Raw genomic sequence first — 18,659 nt, forward strand, 5'->3', positions numbered from 1 at the left:
CGGCGGGCAGCATGGCTGCCCGCCGCGGCCCCGCCACCCCACCTGCCAACAAAGTGCGCAACGCAAACGCCCCGCAAACCAGAACGGATTGCGGGGCGCAGCATCAAGGTCTCAGGCGGTGATCAGGCCGTGGGCTCCGGCTCCAGATCGCCTTCGGGCGGCGATTTCTTGGGCTTCGCCTTCGGGATCGCGGTGACAGAGGCAGTGCCTTCATCCTCGCCGCCATCCCCGTCGTCGCCCGCCTGCGGCGGTTCGCCCTTCATCACCCGTTTGATCTCATCGCCGGTCAGGGTCTCATACTCCAGCAGTCCCTGCGCCAGACGCTCCCACTCTTCCTTGTGGTCAGACAGGATCTGAAAGGCGCGCTCATACCCGTCCTGGATGAAGCGCTTCACTTCTTCCTCGATCAGCTCCTTGGTGTTTGCCGAGACCGAGAAACCCGCGGTATTGCCGGAATAGCCCTCATGCGCTTCGGCATAGTCGATATTGCCGACCTTGTCCGACATGCCCCAGCGCAGCACCATGGCACGCGCCAGCTGGCTGGCCTGCTGAATATCCCCGGCCGGACCATTAGAGACGTGATCCTCGCCGTATTTGATGATTTCCGCCGCCTTGCCGGCCATGGTCATCGCCAGTTTTTGCTGACATTCATCGCGGTGCCAGTTCAGCCGGTCCATCTCAGGCAGGGACACCACCATCCCCAGCGCCCCACCCCGTGGGATGATCGTCGCCTTGTAGACCGGGTCGCATTCCGGCAGCATCAGGCCGACAACCGCATGGCCTGCTTCATGATAAGCGGTCTTTTCCTTCTGGTCCTGGGTCAGCACCATGGACCGCCGTTCGGCCCCCATCATCACCTTGTCCTTGGCCGATTCGAAATCTTCCATGGTGACAAAGCGGCGGCCAACGCGAGCTGCCATCAGCGCGGCCTCGTTGACCAGGTTGGCCAGATCCGCACCAGAGAACCCCGGCGTACCGCGCGCGATGATGCGCAGGTCGACATCCGGACCCAGCGGCGTCTTGCGCGCATGCACGCCCAGGATCTTCTCGCGGCCCTTGATGTCGGGGTTGCCGACGGTGACATTGCGGTCAAAGCGGCCGGGACGCAGCAGCGCCGGGTCCAGCACGTCCTTGCGGTTGGTGGCGGCCAGGATGATGACACCCTCGTTGGCCTCAAAACCGTCCATTTCCACCAGCAGCTGGTTCAGGGTCTGCTCGCGCTCATCATTGCCGCCGCCGTAACCGGCGCCACGGTGACGCCCCACCGCGTCGATTTCATCGATGAACACGATGCACGGCGCGTTCTTCTTGGCCTGTTCAAACATGTCGCGCACACGGGAGGCCCCAACGCCGACGAACATTTCCACAAAATCCGAACCGGAGATGGTGAAGAACGGCACCCCGGCCTCGCCTGCGATGGCACGCGCCAGCAGCGTCTTACCGGTGCCCGGAGGGCCGACCAGCAGCGCGCCCTTGGGGATCTTGCCCCCCAGGCGCGAGAACTTCTGCGGGTTGCGCAAGAATTCGACGATCTCTTCCAGCTCTTCCTTGGCCTCGTCGATACCGGCAACATCGTCAAAAGTGACGCGGCCGTGTTTTTCCGTCAGCATCTTGGCCTTCGATTTGCCAAACCCCATGGCGCCGCCTTTGCCGCCGCCCTGCATCCGGTTCATGAAATAGATCCAGACACCGATCAGCAGCACAAACGGCAGCAGCGTGATCAGGAACGACTGAAAGCCCGACTGCTGCTGCTTTTCAGCGCGCACGGGGATATCGTTCTCGATCAGCAGCGCGGTGACTTCGGCGTCGCCCGGTTTGATGGTGACATAGTTCTGCCCGTCGGTGGTGGTGTAGCGCACCTGTTCTCCGTCGAGGGTGACGGTGCTGACCTTGCCGGTCTCGACCGAGCTGACAAAGTCAGAGAAAGTGCGTTCACGGCTCTGCATCGTGCTGCCGGAACCGCTGAACAAATTGAACAGCGCCAGGATCAGCAGAAACAGAACAACCCAAAAGGCGATATTGCGAGCGTTGCCCAAGGAAAGTTCTCCCTATCATTTAGGCGCGCCTGACCGGCCGCCTGCGTTGCCCTTAAAATAAGGATCATTCGGGCAGGTTCAATGCGATAAAAGGGATGCGAAGAACTCTTCTTCGTTTCCGACGTGTTCCGCGACCCAACCATTGCCAAATCCGGCCGCGGGCGCGGCGATCAGCGCAGCGCCGCGCCACAACGCGGGGGTCGCTTCCAACACCGGCAGCGGCACCCCGGCGGGACGCCAGGTCGCGCTGCCCGCCAGCCCCTTGCGACCAAGCGCGCGCACCTCGCAATCCTTGGCATCCCCGCCAAAAACCGTCCAGCGCCTGTCCCACAACTGGCCCGGCAGTGCGACCTCGTCGCGCAGCGCATTATGCTCCCGGCAGATCCAGATTTGCTTGGAGGTGGTCAGCAAATGGCAGCCCGACACCGTCGCCGCCCCCCCGTTGCGCGCCGCCAAGACGGCGATGTCCATCGGCACCCGCCGCGGCGGATAGGGGCTGGCGGACACCCACTGGATGGCCTTGACCAGCAACCGGTATCCGGTCTCGCTGGGCAGGGTGCGAAACTTGCGCTGGCACAGCACCACAGCGCCCGCCTGCACATGCGCCATGTCACGCGCGGCCAGGAAAACATACCAGTCCAGCGCCTCGCGGGCCTTGGCCATATGCTGCGCCACCTTGGACAGCACCGTTGGCGTCAGGCCCAAAGGCGCCAGCTCTGCCAGCGCGCGCCGGGCGCGCACCCGTTCGTAGCGCAGGTCGCTGTTGCTGGGATCCTCGCACCAGTCGTGACCGCCTTCGGCCAGATACTGGCGCAGCTCGCTGCGGGTGATTTCCAGCAACGGTCGCATCAGGGTGACCCCGTTGTGAACCCGGCTCGGCGGCATGCCCGACAGCCCCGACACCCCTGCCGCGCGCGCCATCCGCATCAGCAAGGTCTCGGCCTGGTCATCGGCCGTGTGTGCCACACACAGGACAGGGATGTCCTTGCGTCTGGCCCAGTTGGTCAGCAGCGCGTATCGCGCCTCGCGAGCCTGGCTTTGCAGATTGCCTGCGCCCGGCCCCTCGCGCCATTCGATGGTTTCGTGCTGGATGCCTAATTTTTCCGCGGTGCGGCCGACAAAGGCCGCCTCTTCGGCAGCCTCAGGTCGCAGACGGTGGTCGATGGTGGCGGCGAACAGCGTAACCGGGTCATCTGCGAAACAAGCCTGCATCAGATGCAGCAGCGCCATCGAATCACTCCCGCCCGAGACGGCAATGCCCAATCTGGCGGGAGGCTCGGGCGGAAACTGACTGCGCAAGAGGCCCAGGATATCCCGCCGCACCCCCGTCAAGAACAGCCCAGCGTGTCCATCTCGGCCTGCGCTTGGGCCACCGGCGCCGCGCCCGGAAAGCGGACGCCGACCTCTGCCAGCGTCACGCAGGCCTGATCGGTCTGGCCCAGCCGCCCCAGCGCCGCGCCCAGTTCAAACAGCGCCTCTGGCGCCACCGGCCCGGCGGAATTGGCGCTGAATGCCGCCAGATAGGCGCGCGCCGCCTCGCGGGTATCGCCCAGGCCGTCCAGCGCCTTGCCGCGGCTGAATTCCGCTGCGGGCGCCAGCGGGCTGCCGGGATAGGCCTGGTTGAATGCCGCGAATTTCTCGGCGGCGTCCTGATACTGCCCCTCGGCCAGAAGCGCCTCGGCAGCGTCAAAATCCGCCTGCTCGCCCACCGCCAATTCGCCGCCAGCGTTGCCCGTCTCTGGACCTGCAACCGGAGTGTCCAGGCCCGGTGCCCCCGGCAGCTCCCCACCGCCGAGGGTAGAGGTCTCACCCAGGGCGCCGACGTCGCCGCCCTCCAGCTCGACCAGACGGAATTCCAGGTCACCGATCCGGTTGGTGCCATCCGTGACGATGCGGTTGATCCGGTTCTCCAGGGTCTCGGTCTGCAATGTCAGCCGCTGCAATTCGCTCTCGATCGCGCCGACCCGGTCCAGAACGGTGCTGCCAGAGGCGTCGGCCAAAGGCGAGCCGGTTGTCGACAACTCCCGCTTCAGCCGCTGGACTTCCACATGCAACACCGTCAGCTCTTGGCGGATGTCCGCCAGCGTCTGCTGGTCCTGCGCCGCCAACGGCAACGGCAGCGCCATCACGGTGGCCAATAGCACGGTGCGAAGGCGTTTCATCGCGTTACCCCACCAGACCGCCGGCCAGCACGGTGACGGCGCGCCGGTTCTTGGCATAGCAGCTTTCTTCCGAGCAGATTTCAAGCGGGCGTTCCTTGCCAAAGCTGACGACTTTGATGCGGCTGCCGGCTATTCCCTGCGAAATCAGGTACTCGCGCGCCGCATTGGCGCGCTTGGCGCCGAGGCCAAGGTTGTATTCACGGGTACCCTTCTCGTCCGCGTGCCCCTCGATGGTGACCACGTAATCGGGGTTCTGGGCCAGCCAGCGCGCCTGCCCCTGCAGGGTAGCCTGCGCCGCGGGCGACAGGCTGGACTGGTCGTTGGCAAACAGCACCCGGTCGCCAACGGTCTGCCGGAAGTAGGCCGGGCTGGCCGGGTCCAACGCCGCGGCGCCAAGGCCCGCACCGCCGTCACCAGCGCCAACGCTGCCGTTCACGTCATCGCTCCAGGGGGTGTTTCCACAGGCTGTCAGCCCCAGTACGGCCACTGCCGCAATTGCCAATTTGAAACCGCTCATGATGTCCGCCTATCCCTTTGCGTTTCTTGACCCGACGCTAACACAACCGCGATCCGGGTTCCATGCGGCTGTCGCCGCCTCTTGCCGTTAGTGTTGCAGTGGTGACCAGGCCGGGTCAGAGGCCCCGTCGGGCGTCTTCACCGGCTTCAGGTTGCGGCCGGTAATGTCCACCGAATACAACAGGGCCCGCCCGGTGCTGCCCTGACTTTCGCGGGTGAACATGATGACGCGCCCATTGGGGGCCCAGGTCGGCCCCTCATCTAGGAAAGAGGCCGTCAGCAGGCGCTCCTCGCTGCCGTCGGTGCGCATCACGCCAATGTGGAACCGGCCCTTGTTCTGCTTGGTAAAGGCAATCATGTCCCCGCGCGGCGACCACACCGGGGTGCCATAGCGCCCCTTGCCGAAGCTGATCCGCCGCGCCTCGCCGCCGCCTGCTGGCATCACATACAGCTGCTGGCTGCCGGAGCGGTCGCTCTCGAACACGATCTGGCTGCCGTCGGGCGAGAAGGAGGGCGCCGTCTCGATTGAGGGCGCGGAGGTCAGCCGGGTCTTGGCCCCGGTGCTGATGTCCATGGTGTACAGATCCGTATTGCCGCCCTGGGTCTGAGAATAGACCACGGTACGCCCGTCCGGCGCAAACCGCGGCGCAAAGCTCATCGTGCCATCACCGCTGGACAGAACCTTGCGCTGCACCTGCCCCACATCCAGCACGTGGATTTGCGGGAAACCGCTCTCGTAGCTGGTATACAGCACCCGGTCGCCGGTGGGTGAGAAACGCGGTGCCAGCACCAATGACGCGCTGTTGGTCAGGAACTGCACATTGGCGCCGTCATAATCCATGATGGCAAGCCGCTTGCGGCGGTCGTTCTTGGGGCCGCTTTCGGAGACATAGACCACCCGACTGTCGAAATAACCGCTCTCGCCGGTGATCCGGCTGTAGATCGCGTCAGCCACCTTGTGCGCCATCCGCCGCCAGCCGTCGGTGGTGCCGGTGAACTGCAAGCCGCTGCCCAGCTCGCTCTCGGCGAACACGTCATAGCCGCGAAAGCGCACCGTCAGCCGATTGCCGTTGATGCCAACCGCTCCAGTAATCAGCGCCTGCGCGTTCACCGCTTTCCAGTCGGCGTAATTCACCGGGTCGTCAAAGCCGGTCACGGTCGAGATATGCGCGCTGGCGGGCACTTCGCGGAACAGGCCCGTGCCGCTGAGATCCGCGGCAATCACCCGGGCGATCTGGCTGGCATATTCCGCCGCGGCCGGCGTTTCCGGCACGAAATCCGGCACCGCATAGGGCAAGGGCTCGATCACACCCTGGTCGATTTCAATGCGGAGCGGCCCGTTCTGCGCCAAGGCCGCATCCGCCCCGGTCAGTGCCGAGGCTCCGATCAGAAGTGCTGCCAGGAAATTCCTCATTTGATCCGCATCCTTTCAGGATTGAATGTCATCTCGATGTCGCGCCAATGGTCGTATTTTTCAGCAGGTAGATTAAACCCCCTGCTGCCACAGCGAATAATTGCCCGGCGCGCCGCCTCATAGGCCTGTTTGGCCGCCGCAGCCGATCCCCCGCTGCTGGAGAGCATCCGGATGGAGCCCGTATCCGGCTTGCCGGACTCTTGCAGGGTAACGCCAACCACCACGGTTGTGTTCAGTGCCTCCGTCGACAAAGAGCCGACATTCCAGCACTGTGACACAGCCACCCGCAACGCATCTTTTTCGCCGAGCGTCAGCGGCGGGCCGGACGGCTCGGGTGCTTCCACCTCGGCGCCACCGGCCAGGGCTTCGGCCAGCGCATCCTCAACCGCCGATGACGTATCAGCCTGTGCACGTTCCTCTGGCTGTTCCGGCCGCTCCGGCTCCGCAGATTGGGCGGTTTCGGTGACCGCCGGTGCGGGCGCCGGGTCGGGGCGGTCGGGTCGCGCGCGCGGCCGCACCGAGGTCGTCGGTGCGGCAGAGGCGGCGATCTCGTCGCCTTCGTTTTCCTCGGTCACGATGCGGTCACTGGCGGCTTCGGGCGCGGTGGCCTCCTGCACCTCCTGCGGTGCCTCTGCGCCCTCCTCGGGCGCGACCTCGGGCTGTTCGACCTCATCCACCGCCACGTCCGGCTCCGGCGGCGCCACCGGAACTGGCGCAACCCGGTCCACCGGGCGCAGCTCTGCCTCGGGGCGCGGCTGCGGCTGGATCTCGGTGATTTCCGGCTCCGACTCCGGCGGTGCGATCTGCTGCGCCAGCTCCGGCTCGGGCCGTGGCTCGGGGCGGCTTTCCACCTCGGGATCGGGCGTCGGCGGCACCACCGGCTCTGGCTGGGTGATCTCCGGTTCGCGATCAGGCTGCGGTGTCGGCTCCGGCGCGGGTTGCACCGCCGCCGGCTCCGTCAGTGGCGCCAGCTCCGGCGACAGCTCAGGCGCCTGGCGCCGTTGGCTCAGCTTCTCGAACTGTTCGGACGAGATCAGCGCCACCTGCTGCACCTCGAACGGCAAGGGTTCAGACGGGAACCAGGCGCCAAAGACGACCCAGCCCATCAAGAGCCCATGCCCCGCAAGTGAGATTTTGGTCCCGGTCTGCACCCTGTGCGTCCCCGCCTATTGCCCGTCGCCCCCGGACGGCTGGCCATCCAGTGGCGGGCCGCCGGTGTCCGTCACCAGCCCCACGTTCGAGAACCCGCCCGCATTAAGCGCGCCCATCACCTGCATCACATCTGCATAGGCGATGCGCCCATCGGCCCGCAGGAACACCCGGTCCGAGGCGCGTTCCGCTGCAATCGCCCGCAGTTTCGGCACCAGCTGATCCCGTGCCACCGGCGTGGTCTGGATTTCCACCCCGCCTTCGGCAGTCATGGTCACAGTCAGCGGCTCTTCCTCGTCGCCGGGCAAGGCGCCGGCGGCGGTCTTGGGCAGCTCCACCGGCACGCCGACGGTCATCAGGGGCGCGGCCACCATGAAGATGATCAGCAGCACCAGCATCACGTCCACAAAGGGCGTGACGTTGATTTCCGACATCGGCCGCCCCCGGCGACGGCCCCGCCCACGACGGCGGTTGCCGCCACCTTGGGGTTGCTGGACTGCGGCACCCATGGCTCAGGAATCCAGCTGGCGGCTGAGGATGGTTGCGAACTCATCGGCAAAGGCTTCGTAGCCGCCGATGATCCGGTCGCTGTCCGCGCTCAGCTTGTTATAGAAGATCACCGCCGGGATTGCTGCAAGCAGCCCCAGCCCCGTGGCCATCAAGGCTTCGGCGATGCCCGGCGCCACCACAGCCAGGTTGGTGTTCTGCTGCTCCGCGATCTCGATGAAGGCGGTCATGATGCCCCAGACGGTGCCGAACAGGCCGACAAAGGGCGCGGTGGAACCGACGGTCGCCAGCACCGGCAGACCACTTTGCAGGCTTTCGGTTTCCTTTGCGATGGCCACATCCATCGACCGGTCGATGCGCGCCTGCGCACCCGGGATCAACGCACCATCACTGCGATGGCTGCGCCGCCACTCGGTCATACCTGCGGCAAAGATCCGCGCCGCCGACCCAGGCGGCTCGGCCCCGACCTGGTCAAACAGCCCATCCAGCGGATTGCCGGACCAGAAGGCCTGATCGAACGCCTCTGCCTCGCGCCGCGCCTGACGGTAATTTATCATCTTCTGAATGATGATGCCCCAGGACCAGACAGAGGCTGCAACCAGCATCAGCATCACCAGTTTCACGGTTACGGTGGCCCGCGCGAATAGACCCCACATGGAGAAATCAATCTCCTGCGCCAGCGCCAGAGTTTCTGCTTCCATTTCGCCTGCTCTATGATGTCACGGCCGTTTATCCGGCCTTTATTGGCAGCAACGCTAGCTCAGAACAAACCGAAAGGCCAATGAAACAGGCGTGACAGCGCCGATTGTTACCGCAATGCGCGAATCTCTGCCGGCAGCCGTGCGGGCCTGCCACCGGTGGTGATGCAGACGATGGTGACCTCGGCGCGGAACAGGGGCTGACCATCGCGAGTGACCTCCTGGATCAGGGCCATGCGCGCAGGTGTCACCGCATGCAGGGAGGTGGTGACCAACAGCTCCTCGTCGAATTTCGCCGGCGCCAGATAGTCCGCCTCAATCCGGCGCACCACATAGATCAGCCCGGCCTCGCGCATGGCGTTCTGATCGACACCGATGCCGCGCACCCAGTCGCTGCGGGCGCGTTCGATGAAGCGCAGATAATTGGCGTGATAGACGATCCCGCCCATATCGGTGTCCTCGTAATAGACCCGAACGGGAAATTCATGGCGCATGCTCTGCTCTCCTGGCTGATGCGGCGCACATTAGGACCAGCGCCCGTGGCCCACAAGCGCCTCAGCCGGTCAGCGGATACTGCGCCAGAACGTCGTAGCGCGCGCCATCCGGGGCCAGCGTTGACTGATACAATGCAAAGCTCTCGATCTGCGCCGTCAGCGCAAAGCCAGAAGCGTCAGTCAGGAACCGCGCGATCTTCTCCACCTGTCCCGGCTGCATCTGGCGGCGAAACCGCGCCAGGGTCACATGCGGACGGAAGCGGGCGCGGGGCAGCGCGATCTCCGCCAGATGGCAGGCGCTGCGCACCCGCTTGCACAGGTGGTTGAGCTGCGGCGTTTTCTCAACCTCGGCTGCCAGCACCCGCGGCAGCTTGCCGCCAAACAACTCCAGCCCGCGAAAGGTCAGCTGTATTGGCGGCGCGGTGATTTCCGCCAGCTCCTGATGCAGCGCTTGCAGGTGCTGCTCCGGCTGATCGTCCAGAAACGCCAGCGTCAGATGCATGTTGTCAGCTGCCACATGCCGCCCCACCGTCAGCCCCTCCTGAACGCGCTCCAAGACGTCAAGGGCTGCATCGGGCAGTGGCAGGCCGACAAAAGCCCGCATCAGCTTTGCTGCGGTTCCGTCGGCGCCTGTAGCCGCGCAAACAACCGCAGCGCGTGGGATTTGTCCTGTGCGGCCACCGGCATCATGCGATCATAGCCGGCGGCAATGACACCCGCGATCTCGGGCCGCAGAATGGTGGCGCCGGTTTCCGGCAGGACCGCCAGCGGCGACGTCTCGGCAAAGGCCTGGTCGCCCCACAGCAGCGCCACCTGCACCGCCTGGGTAAGCGCCAGCGTCTCGGCCGGCAGCTGAGCCATCGCCCCTGCCATCCGCAGAAAGACAAAGGCCGCCCGGATGCCGCCCTGGTCGTCAAAGCGGAACGCACGGTACTGGCTGGCATCACCGTGCTTCAGCCGCGCGACCAGCGGTGCCAGATCCGGGATCATTCGGTCGAGATCCGGCACCGCAAGCAATTCGTCCCAATCGCGGAAGAAAAAGAACATCAGGTTCGAACCCAGTTCGGGGTCTGTTTCGGCCATCTGGTGCCCCGCCAGCGTCATCACGGCCTCTACGGCGCCCTTGATGATCTTCAGCGTCTCGTCCTCAACCCCAAACACGATCGGCGCCACCGGCCGCCCCCAGCGGGCGAAGGCATAGGTGCCGTCGTGGCGGGTGAACAGGGCTTCGATCTGGTCGGGCGTCAGGTTTGGCAGCTGGGCGGTCATGGGCGTCTCCTTACTCTTGTCCCGTCTATGCCGCCTGCGCTGTTGTCGGGCAAGGGTGCGCGTAAGCCTCCCGCGGGAGGCCGCGCCACGCGCTAGCGTGGCGCCCGGCCCAACGGGCGCATGCGCATCCAGGATGCGCCCGCGCCGGGCGGGAGCGCGACTTGGCGACAGGTGCAGCCGTTGAAACGGGCTACCCGGCCAATAGGACAGCAAGACTGACGCATTGTTTCGCACGCGAAACAATTGGGCAGCAGGGCTGACACAACTTATAGTATAAGGCCCGCCCTTCAGCCGAACAAATCGGTCTGGTTGCGCGGCGGGGTCAGCCCCATGTGGGTCCAGGCCTTCTGTGCCAGCATCCGCCCGCGCGGCGTGCGCTGGATCAACCCCTGCTGCAAAAGGTAGGGTTCGATCACCTCTTCCAGCGCGTCCCGGCTCTCTGACAGGGCGGCTGAGAGGGTCTCGATCCCCACCGGGCCACCACCGTAGTTCTCCGCAATCAGCTTGAGATACCGCCGATCCGCGCCATCAAGCCCCAGTTTGTCCACGCCCAGACGGGTCAAGGCACCGTCGGCCAGCGCGCGGGTGATACGTCCATCGCCCTCGACCACGGCGAAGTCCACCACGCGGCGCAACAGCCGCCCTGCAATCCTGGGAGTGCCACGGGCGCGCCGGGCGATCTCAAGGGCGCCGTCATCCTCCGCGGGCGCGCCCAGCTTGCGGGCGTTGCGGCTGACGATTTCGAACAATTCCTCAGTTGTATAAAACTGCAGTCGGGTCGGAATGCCAAAGCGGTCGCGCAGCGGCGTTGTCAGCAGCCCCATGCGGGTGGTGGCCCCCACCAGCGTGAACGGCTGCAACTCGATCCGCACCGTGCGCGCCGCCGGGCCTTCGCCGATCACCAGATCCAGCTCGAAATCCTCCATCGCCGGATAGAGCACTTCCTCAACCGCCGGATTCAGCCTGTGGATCTCGTCGATGAACAGAACGTCGCGGGATTCGAGATTGGTCAGGATCGCCGCCAGATCCCCGGCCTTGGCCAGCACCGGGCCAGAGGTCATGCGGAAGTTGACCCCCAGCTCGCGCGCCACAATCTGGGCCAGCGTGGTCTTGCCGAGGCCGGGCGGGCCGTGGAACAGCGTGTGGTCCATCGCCTCGCCCCGGCGGCGCGCACTTTCGATAAAGACGCGCAGGTTGGCGCGGGCTTCGGCCTGGCCGATGAATTCGCCCAGCCCCTGCGGGCGCAGAGCGCGGTCGTTCTCCGCCGCGCTGTCTTCGGGCAGCGGATCCGGGCGCAGGGCGGGGTCGGCGTCAATCATTGTAAGACCCTGCTATGGCGTTCGTGCATAGGTTTGCGCCGGGCAGCGGCCGACCGTGGGTCGGCACGAAGTGCCCGCTCTTGGGGCGATCGGGTGCTGCCCGGCCTATCGGCCTGACGGGGGTCTGGCGGCGTGTGCCCAATTCTCTCATCCCTTTGGTGCGAGCAGGCGCAAGGCGGCGCGGATCAATTCTGGCTCATCCGCTTCCGGGCTGGCTGCTGCGGCTTCCGCCACCGCGGCGGCGGCATCCGAGGGACCATATCCCAGATTCCCCAGCGCCGACAGCGCCCCGGCGGAGGCCGCCGCCGCGCCGCTGGGTTTCTTCGGGGCGGATTTGCGGACCGGTTTCGCAGTTGCAGCCGCCTCGGCGTCCTCGAACACCTCCGGGCCCGGCCCGTCCATTGCATCCATCACGGTGCCGCCCATCGCCATCACGCCGGGCGCCTTGTCCTTGAGATCCAGCACGATCCGCTGTGCGGTCTTGGGGCCGACGCCCTTGGCCGCCTTGACCGCAGCCCAATCCCCCAAGGCGATAGCCCGGCTGACCCCATCCGGACCCAGCGCACCGAGGATTGCCAAAGAGACTTTGGCGCCAACCCCCTGAACGGATGTCAGCAGCCGGTGCCACTCCTTTTCGACCAGCGAGGTGAAGCCGTAGAGCTGCATCAGATCCTCGCGCACCACCATGTCGGTATAAAGCGCCACCGGATCGCCCGGCGCAGGCAATGCCGCCAGGGTACGGTCGGAGCAATAGACGATGTAGCCCACGCCGCGGACGTCGATCAGCACGTGGTCCTGCGTCCGATAGTCCAGCCGTCCTGTCAGTTTTCCTATCATGCGTGCCTGCCGTTCATGCGCGTTTCTCCTTCAGCTGGCGCTGACCTGTGGCACCGTAATACGCGTGGCAGATGGCAATCGCCAGCGCATCCGCCGCGTCCGCGCCCTTGGGCGTGCAGCCGGGCAGTTGCAGCTTGACCATGTGGATGACCTGCTCCTTCGCCGCATGGCCGACGCCGACCACGGTCTTCTTGACCCGGTTGGGCGCGTATTCCCCCACGGGCAAGCCTGCCTTGGCCAGGGTCAGCAAAGCCACGCCGCGCGCCTGGCCGAGCTTCAGCGTGCCGGCGCCATCCTTGTTCACGAAGGTCTGTTCAATCGCCGCCTGATCCGGCGCATAGGCCGCGATGACCTCGCTCACCTGGTTATGCAGCGACAACAGCCGCTCTCCGAGGTCATCGCCGTCGGACTGGCACAGCCCGTTGGCGACATGTGAAAGCCGGGAGCCATTCGATTCGATGACCCCCCATCCAAGGGTGCGCAGCCCCGGATCGATTCCCAAAATCCGCATGTTGTGCCCGCTGCCTGCCCGCTTGTTGTAAGATATTTTCCCCCTGAATAGCACAAAACGCGAACATGTCCAATTTCTTTGCCATAACCTCAGGTTGTATGATGGCGTCGGGAATGGTCTGAAACCGACCCATTCAGATAGGCAAAACGACATTTTTTCCGGTTTCGGCAACCGGGCGTATAGCCCTTGTTTTTATAGCGCAAAGCCATGCGAAATTTGCATGGGACGCATGCAAATCCACCTCTTGCCGGAGGCCAAGTTCCACTCTAAATGCCGGCCATCGCAATTCGGCGACAGTTGACAACAGCAGACCAGAGGACAAGGACATGGCCGCATTTGACACCACCCGCACCGTTTATGGGTCCACCGGCCTTTTTGGCCGTATCGGCGGCCTGATTGCCACCGCGACCGGCGCCCTTGTCGCCTGGAACGACGCGCGCGCAACACGCAATGCACTGTCGGCGCTGTCCGACCGCGAGCTGTCCGATATCGGCCTGTGCCGCGGCGACATCGACGACGTCGCCGACGGCAGGCCGATCTTCTGAGACCTGCGATCACAGCCCGTCTCTGAGATCCCTCAGGATAAAAACGTAACGCCGCGGCGCCTCACAGCCCGCGGCGTTTTCGCATTAAAACCGGGACGTCAGCCCCAGAGCGGCGCAACCGTCTGAGCCAGAAACATGCTGAGCGGATCGCGCTGCATCACCAGCGCCCCGATCTGCTCAACTTGATCGCCCTGCGACAGTTTCAGCACACGCGCGTCATAGCTGCCGGTCCCAAGCGCTGCGATCAGAGCCGCCTTGCAGATCACAAATGCGGCCAGGATATAAACGACCTTGCGCCGGATACTGTGCGACGGGGTCCGCAGTGGCCTGGCCACCAGCAGGCCGTCCGGCTGCATCCGCGCCGAGTAGCCCGCAGACAGGGCCGCGTGCTTGCGACTGATCTGCTTCAGACGCGATTGAAACTGATTGCGATGTTCGCCCATTTCCAACCTCCAAAACGGCCACCACCTTCGGATGGCCGATCATTGGATCGAAATGAGGCAAAAATGCGGCGAATACCTAAAATTCGCTTAAAAGCCCTAAGACCTAGCCTGCCTTCTTCAACAGCAGCGTCGTCCATTCACCAATCTCTTCGCGGCGGGTCAGATTGATGCCATTCTGTGCATAAACTGCAATGACATCATCCGCCTGCTCATTGAGGATACCCGACAGAATCGCATAGCCCCCAGGGCGCAGATTGGCAGCCAGATCCGGCGACAGCGCCACCAGCGGTCCTTTGAGAATATTGGCGAAGATCAGATCGAAAGGCGCCTGCGCCTGAAGGGCGGGATTGTCAAAGCCCGCGGCCTCCAGGCAGGTGACCTGACCAGCCATGCCATTGGCCTTGAGGTTTGCCTCAGCGACCTCTACCGCTACCTCATCAATGTCGCTGGCGAGGATGGCTCCGTCCCAGACCCGTGCCGCCGCCATGGCCAGCACCGCGGTGCCGCAGCCGATGTCGGCAACCTTGGCGCCCTCAAACCCCTGATCCAGCAGGTGATCCAGCGCCAGCAGACAGCCCAGCGTGGTGCCGTGGTGGCCGGTGCCGAACGCCATCGCCGCCTCGATCAGCAGCGGGATGCGCCCTTCTGGCAGCTTGTCGGCGTCATGGCTGCCATAGACAAAGAAACGTCCCGCCTCGACCGGCGCCAGTTCGCGCCGCACGTGGGCAACCCAATCGGTTTCGGGAATTTCGGACACCACAAAGGGCTTGGCCTCATGCATGGCCGCCAGAAGCGCGAGGCCCGCCTCATCCGGTGCTTCGGTGAAATAGCCGCCAACCTCCCACAGGCCGGAGCCGTCTTCCATCTCGAACACGCCAATGCCGGTGGGTTCCGGGTTCAGTCGCTCCATCGCCTCGCCCAGCGCCTCGGCCTGGGCTTTTGCGGTCAGGGTGGTGAGGGCGGTGAAGGTGGTCATGGCGGCGCTCCTGAAACTGTTGTGCAGCGCCTAGGCCGCAACGCCGCCCACGTCAAGCGTTAGCCCCCGCGGCCGCGGGGGACGCGCAGGTTCACTCCGCCGGAGCAGGCTGGGCGTATTTGCTGAAGATGGTCTCATTGCCCGGCTCCGGATGACGCGGGATCAGCAGCGACAGCCCCAGCGAGATCAGAGCCATGCCCGCCGCCAGCACAAACACCAGCCCCGGAGAGTAGACCCAAAGCAATCCCAGCAGCACCGGAAGGAACACCGCCGCGATGTGGTTGATGGTAAAGGCCACCGCCGCCGTGGGCGCAATGTCACCGGGGTCTGCGATTTTCTGGAAATAGGTCTTCAGCGCCAGCGCCAGCGCAAAAAGCACATGGTCAATGACATAGAGCACGGCCGCAATCACCACGCCCCAGCCGAACCAGTAGATCCCGCCATAGGCGGCAAAGACGATGGCCAACCCTGCATACTCAACGATCAGCGTACGGCGCTCGCCGAACAGGGCCACGGCCTTGCCCAGCATCGGCGCCACGGTCATGTTGATGACAAGGTTGATGAGGTAGAGGCCGGTGAGTTCGTGCACTTCAAACCCGAACTTCTCGACCATCATGAACCCGGCAAAAACCACGAAGATCTGCCGCCGCGCGCCGGCCATGAATTGCAGCGCATAGTACAGCCAGTAGCGTTTGCGCAGGATCAGCTTCTTGATCTGCGGGTGTGGCGCATCAAACTGCGGATAGGCAAACAGGGCCACCAAGGCGATCAGCGCGGTAGCGCCGCCCGCGGCCAGGAACACGGTGTTGTAGCCCAGATCAAACCGATCCCAGGTCAGCACGATGAGGCCGTAGACCACCAGCGTCGCCGCCGAGCCCGCCGCCACCAGCCAGCCCAGCGTCTGCGGTGCACGGTCCTTGGGAAGCCACTGTAGCTGCAGCGACTGGTTCACCGTTTCATAATAATGAAACCCGATCGAGCTGAGCAGCGTCACCATCAGGATACCGCCCAGCGAAGGAAACCACGCGGTGACCCCCGTGGCCACGCCCAGAAGCACCAAGGAGATCAGCCCCAGAACCTGCTCGCGCACAAACAGGATGACAGCGATCACCCCCACCGCCAGAAAGCCGGGAATCTCGCGCACCGTGTGCAGCAGGCCAATGTCCGACCCATCGAACTGCGCGGCCTCGATCACGAAGTTGTTGAGCAGCGCGCTCCAGGCGTTGAAGGCAATGGGCATCGCCAGCGCCATCAGGAACAACAGCGTCACCGGACGGCGCCAGAACGGCAGGCCTTGGGCGTCGGAAAGAGGCATGGGTCTGAACATGCGCTCGGGTTTACGCCGCTTCGCTCCGTCTGGCGAGAGGGAAAGCACACCTGCACATCCTGCTCCGCATCAGCGCGCAGAGCCGCGCGCGTGCAGCGGTGGCGGAAGATGCGTGTCTCTGCCTCGCGCGCCGGGGTATGTCGAACAAAAGAAAAACCGGCTCTTTCTGGTTTGCAATACCCTGGGGGAGCCGGCCGTCAGGGCGGCGGGGGCAAAGCCCCCGGCAGCGCTGGCGGCGTCAGAAAAAGCTTTGTGGATCAATGTCGATGCTCAGCCGCAGATCCCCTTTCAGGCGCAACGGCGCGGTCCAGCGGGCAATGGCGTCTTGCAGCGGTGCGCCCTTGGCGGCCTTGACCAGCAGCCGCACCCGGTGGCGCCCCCGGACGCGGGCGATCGGCGCCGGGGCGGGGCCGAACAACTGGGCCCCGATCTGGCGTAGCGGCCCGTCGTTGCGCGCCATGGCGTTGCCCAGATCAAACACCGCCGCCAGATCCGGTCCCGACAGGATGATCCCCGCCATGCGGCCATAAGGCGGCACGCCCGCCGCCTGACGCTCAGCGGCTTCGGCTTTCCAGAAGTTCTCCTCATCCCCCGACAGAATCGCCCGGATCACCGGGTGTTCGGGCTGGAATGTCTGCATCAAGGCCTCGCCCGGTCGCTCGGCGCGCCCCGCCCGACCCGCCACCTGGCGCATCAGCTGAAAGGTGCGCTCAGCCGCGCGCAGGTCCGACCCTTGCAGTCCAAGATCGGCGTCAATCACCCCCACCAGCGTCAGCATTGGAAAGTTGTGCCCCTTGGCGACCAGCTGGGTGCCAAGGATTATGTCGGCCTCGCCCTTGGCGATGTCTTCGATCCGTTGCTTCAGCGCACGGGCGGAACCGAAGAGGTCAGAGCTGAGAACCGCAATCCGCGCTTCCGGGAACAGGGCGGTGGCTTCCTCGGCCAGCCGTTCGATGCCGGGGCCGACGGGGGCCATCTTGCCCTCCACTTCGCAGGAGGGGCAGACCTCGGGCACCGGCTTGGTCTCGCCGCACTGGTGGCACATCAGCCGCTTCATGAAACGGTGCTCGACCATGCGCGCGTCGCAATGATCACAAGCCACCTGCGCGCCGCAAGCCCGGCAGATGGTGACGGGGGCAAAGCCACGGCGGTTCAGGAACAAAAGCGACTGCTCGCCGCGCTCCAGCCGCAGCTTCATCGCCTGTTTCAGGGTCGGCGAAATCCAGGTGGCCGGCAGCAGGTCTTCCGCGCGCATGTCCACCGCGCGCATGTCCGGCAGCACCGAGGCGCCAAAGCGTGAGGTGAGGTCCAGACGTTTGTACTTGCCTGCCTCGGCATTGGCCCAGCTTTCCAGGCTGGGCGTGGCAGAGGCCAGCACAACCTGCGCCGAACACATGGCCGCGCGCAGCACCGCCATGTCGCGGGCGTTGTACAGCACGCCATCTTCCTGCTTATAGGAGGTGTCGTGTTCCTCATCCACGATGATGAGGCCCAGATCGCGGTATGGCAGGAACAGCGCCGAGCGCGCGCCAATCACCAGCTGCGCCGCCCCCTGCCCGACCATTTTCCACACCCGGCGGCGTTCGGTCATGGTGGCGCCCGAATGCCACTCGGCCGGTTTGGCACCGAACCGGGCCTCGACCCGGGTCAGGAATTCCGCCGTCAGGGCGATCTCCGGCAGCAGCACCAGCGCCTGCCGACCGGCGCGTAAGGTGGCAGCGACGGCCTCCAGATAAACCTCTGTCTTGCCGGAACCGGTGACCCCCTTCAGCAGCGTTGTGCCATAGCGGCCGCTTTGCACGCCTTCGGCCAGCGCGGCGGCGGCGGCGGCCTGATCTTCGGTCAAGGCCTTGCCGGGCCGCTCCGGGTCCAGCCGCGGATACGGCAGATCGCGGGGCGCCTCTTCTTCGCGCAAGGCCCCCTGTTTCACCAACCCCTTCACCACCGAGGGCGTCACATCCGCCATATCGGCCAGCTCGCGCGGGGTGAAGGCCAGGTTGCCGTAGTCGTCCAGCACCTCCAGCACCCGTGTGCGGGCGTCGGTCATCCGATCCGGTACGCCCTCGCCGCGGCGCAGGATCTTGCGCATGGAGGGCGGGTCGCCGAGCCCCGGCGCGCGGCTCGCCAGCCGCAGCATCGCGGGTATCGGAGTCAGGGTGTAATCGGCGGCCTTGGTCAGGAATTGGCGCATCTCGGCCCGCATCGGGGCCACATCGAGCACCCGGATGATGCTGCGCAGCTTGGCCGAATCGAAATCCCCGGCGCCCGGCCCCCAGACCACACCCAGCACCTTGCGTGGGCCCAGCGGCACCTCGACAAAGGCACCGAGAAAGCAGCCGCCTTCCGGCGCACGATAATCCAGCGGCCGGTCAAGGGGTTGGGTGGTCAGAACCCCAACCCGCTCACCTGCCTGAAAGAACTCCTGCCCGCTCATGCCGCTGCCCATGTTGCCGCCC

General features: G+C 65.1%; 19 protein-coding genes. 1 reads left to right on the plus strand and 18 read right to left on the minus strand.

The window, feature by feature from the left end:
* Window positions 1–122: 122 nt before the first annotated feature.
* The 14 genes from ftsH to ruvC form a co-directional block, all read right to left on the minus strand.
* The gene (gene ftsH, locus AC0IPL_RS15865; RefSeq protein WP_474275517.1) at window positions 123–2,036 is read right to left on the minus strand and encodes an ATP-dependent zinc metalloprotease FtsH; all 1,914 of its coding nucleotides are present in this window, start codon (window positions 2,034–2,036) and stop codon (window positions 123–125) included.
* Window positions 2,037–2,114: 78 nt separating this feature from the next.
* Window positions 2,115–3,359 (minus strand): tRNA lysidine(34) synthetase TilS, encoded by a 1,245-nt coding sequence (gene tilS / locus AC0IPL_RS15870; RefSeq protein WP_474275519.1) that lies wholly within the window; start codon window positions 3,357–3,359, stop codon window positions 2,115–2,117.
* A 5-nt stretch (window positions 3,360–3,364) separates the two neighbouring features.
* Window positions 3,365–4,198 carry a tol-pal system protein YbgF gene (gene ybgF / locus AC0IPL_RS15875; protein WP_474275522.1) on the minus strand — a complete coding sequence of 278 codons (834 nt, stop codon included), beginning with the start codon at window positions 4,196–4,198 and terminating at the stop codon, window positions 3,365–3,367.
* A gap of 4 nt (window positions 4,199–4,202) precedes the next feature.
* A complete protein-coding gene (gene pal / locus AC0IPL_RS15880; RefSeq protein WP_474275524.1) occupies window positions 4,203–4,715 on the minus strand; it encodes a peptidoglycan-associated lipoprotein Pal in 513 nt (170 codons plus the stop codon).
* 87 nt (window positions 4,716–4,802) lie between these two features.
* Window positions 4,803–6,128 (minus strand): Tol-Pal system beta propeller repeat protein TolB, encoded by a 1,326-nt coding sequence (gene tolB / locus AC0IPL_RS15885; RefSeq protein WP_474275526.1) that lies wholly within the window; start codon window positions 6,126–6,128, stop codon window positions 4,803–4,805.
* Complete coding sequence (locus tag AC0IPL_RS15890) at window positions 6,125–7,279, minus strand: energy transducer TonB (protein WP_474275528.1); 1,155 nt, start codon at window positions 7,277–7,279, stop codon at window positions 6,125–6,127. The genes tolB and AC0IPL_RS15890 overlap by 4 nt, the downstream gene beginning before the upstream one ends.
* 15 nt (window positions 7,280–7,294) lie before the next feature.
* Window positions 7,295–7,786 carry a protein TolR gene (gene tolR, locus AC0IPL_RS15895; protein WP_474275530.1) on the minus strand — a complete coding sequence of 164 codons (492 nt, stop codon included), beginning with the start codon at window positions 7,784–7,786 and terminating at the stop codon, window positions 7,295–7,297.
* Between the two features lie 3 nt (window positions 7,787–7,789).
* A complete protein-coding gene (tolQ, locus tag AC0IPL_RS15900) occupies window positions 7,790–8,485 on the minus strand; it encodes a protein TolQ (RefSeq protein ID WP_474275532.1) in 696 nt (231 codons plus the stop codon).
* A gap of 107 nt (window positions 8,486–8,592) precedes the next feature.
* Window positions 8,593–8,976, minus strand: a complete 384-nt coding sequence (gene ybgC, locus AC0IPL_RS15905) for a tol-pal system-associated acyl-CoA thioesterase (protein WP_474275533.1) — start codon at window positions 8,974–8,976, stop codon at window positions 8,593–8,595.
* Window positions 8,977–9,037: 61 nt separating this feature from the next.
* Complete coding sequence (gene thpR, locus AC0IPL_RS15910; protein WP_474275535.1) at window positions 9,038–9,580, minus strand: RNA 2',3'-cyclic phosphodiesterase; 543 nt, start codon at window positions 9,578–9,580, stop codon at window positions 9,038–9,040.
* The gene (locus AC0IPL_RS15915; protein ID WP_474275537.1) at window positions 9,580–10,245 is read right to left on the minus strand and encodes a hypothetical protein; all 666 of its coding nucleotides are present in this window, start codon (window positions 10,243–10,245) and stop codon (window positions 9,580–9,582) included. The genes thpR and AC0IPL_RS15915 overlap by 1 nt, the downstream gene beginning before the upstream one ends.
* A 287-nt stretch (window positions 10,246–10,532) precedes the next feature.
* Entirely contained in the window at window positions 10,533–11,564 is a 1,032-nt protein-coding gene (gene ruvB / locus AC0IPL_RS15920) for a Holliday junction branch migration DNA helicase RuvB (RefSeq protein WP_474275539.1), read from the minus strand.
* 147 nt (window positions 11,565–11,711) lie between these two features.
* The gene (ruvA, locus tag AC0IPL_RS15925) at window positions 11,712–12,401 is read right to left on the minus strand and encodes a Holliday junction branch migration protein RuvA (protein WP_474275542.1); all 690 of its coding nucleotides are present in this window, start codon (window positions 12,399–12,401) and stop codon (window positions 11,712–11,714) included.
* Between the two features lie 13 nt (window positions 12,402–12,414).
* The gene (gene ruvC, locus AC0IPL_RS15930) at window positions 12,415–12,912 is read right to left on the minus strand and encodes a crossover junction endodeoxyribonuclease RuvC (RefSeq protein ID WP_474275544.1); all 498 of its coding nucleotides are present in this window, start codon (window positions 12,910–12,912) and stop codon (window positions 12,415–12,417) included.
* Between the two features lie 326 nt (window positions 12,913–13,238).
* Between ruvC and AC0IPL_RS15935 the strand changes: the two genes are divergently transcribed.
* Window positions 13,239–13,457 carry a DUF1127 domain-containing protein gene (locus tag AC0IPL_RS15935; RefSeq protein WP_474275546.1) on the plus strand — a complete coding sequence of 73 codons (219 nt, stop codon included), beginning with the start codon at window positions 13,239–13,241 and terminating at the stop codon, window positions 13,455–13,457.
* A gap of 98 nt (window positions 13,458–13,555) precedes the next feature.
* On the opposite strand, the gene AC0IPL_RS15940 is transcribed toward AC0IPL_RS15935, so the two are convergent.
* The 4 genes from AC0IPL_RS15940 to AC0IPL_RS15955 all read right to left on the minus strand — a co-directional run bounded on the left by AC0IPL_RS15940 (window position 13,556) and on the right by AC0IPL_RS15955 (window position 18,637).
* Window positions 13,556–13,900 carry a hypothetical protein gene (locus AC0IPL_RS15940; protein ID WP_474275547.1) on the minus strand — a complete coding sequence of 115 codons (345 nt, stop codon included), beginning with the start codon at window positions 13,898–13,900 and terminating at the stop codon, window positions 13,556–13,558.
* A gap of 103 nt (window positions 13,901–14,003) precedes the next feature.
* On the minus strand, window positions 14,004–14,876 hold the full coding sequence (locus AC0IPL_RS15945; protein WP_474275548.1) for a 50S ribosomal protein L11 methyltransferase: 873 nt from the start codon (window positions 14,874–14,876) through the stop codon (window positions 14,004–14,006).
* A gap of 91 nt (window positions 14,877–14,967) precedes the next feature.
* Entirely contained in the window at window positions 14,968–16,203 is a 1,236-nt protein-coding gene (locus AC0IPL_RS15950; protein WP_474275549.1) for an MFS transporter, read from the minus strand.
* A 238-nt stretch (window positions 16,204–16,441) separates the two neighbouring features.
* Complete coding sequence (locus AC0IPL_RS15955; protein WP_474275550.1) at window positions 16,442–18,637, minus strand: primosomal protein N'; 2,196 nt, start codon at window positions 18,635–18,637, stop codon at window positions 16,442–16,444.
* Window positions 18,638–18,659: the final 22 nt, after the last annotated feature.

The organism is Leisingera sp. SA32 (genome assembly GCF_056033425.1).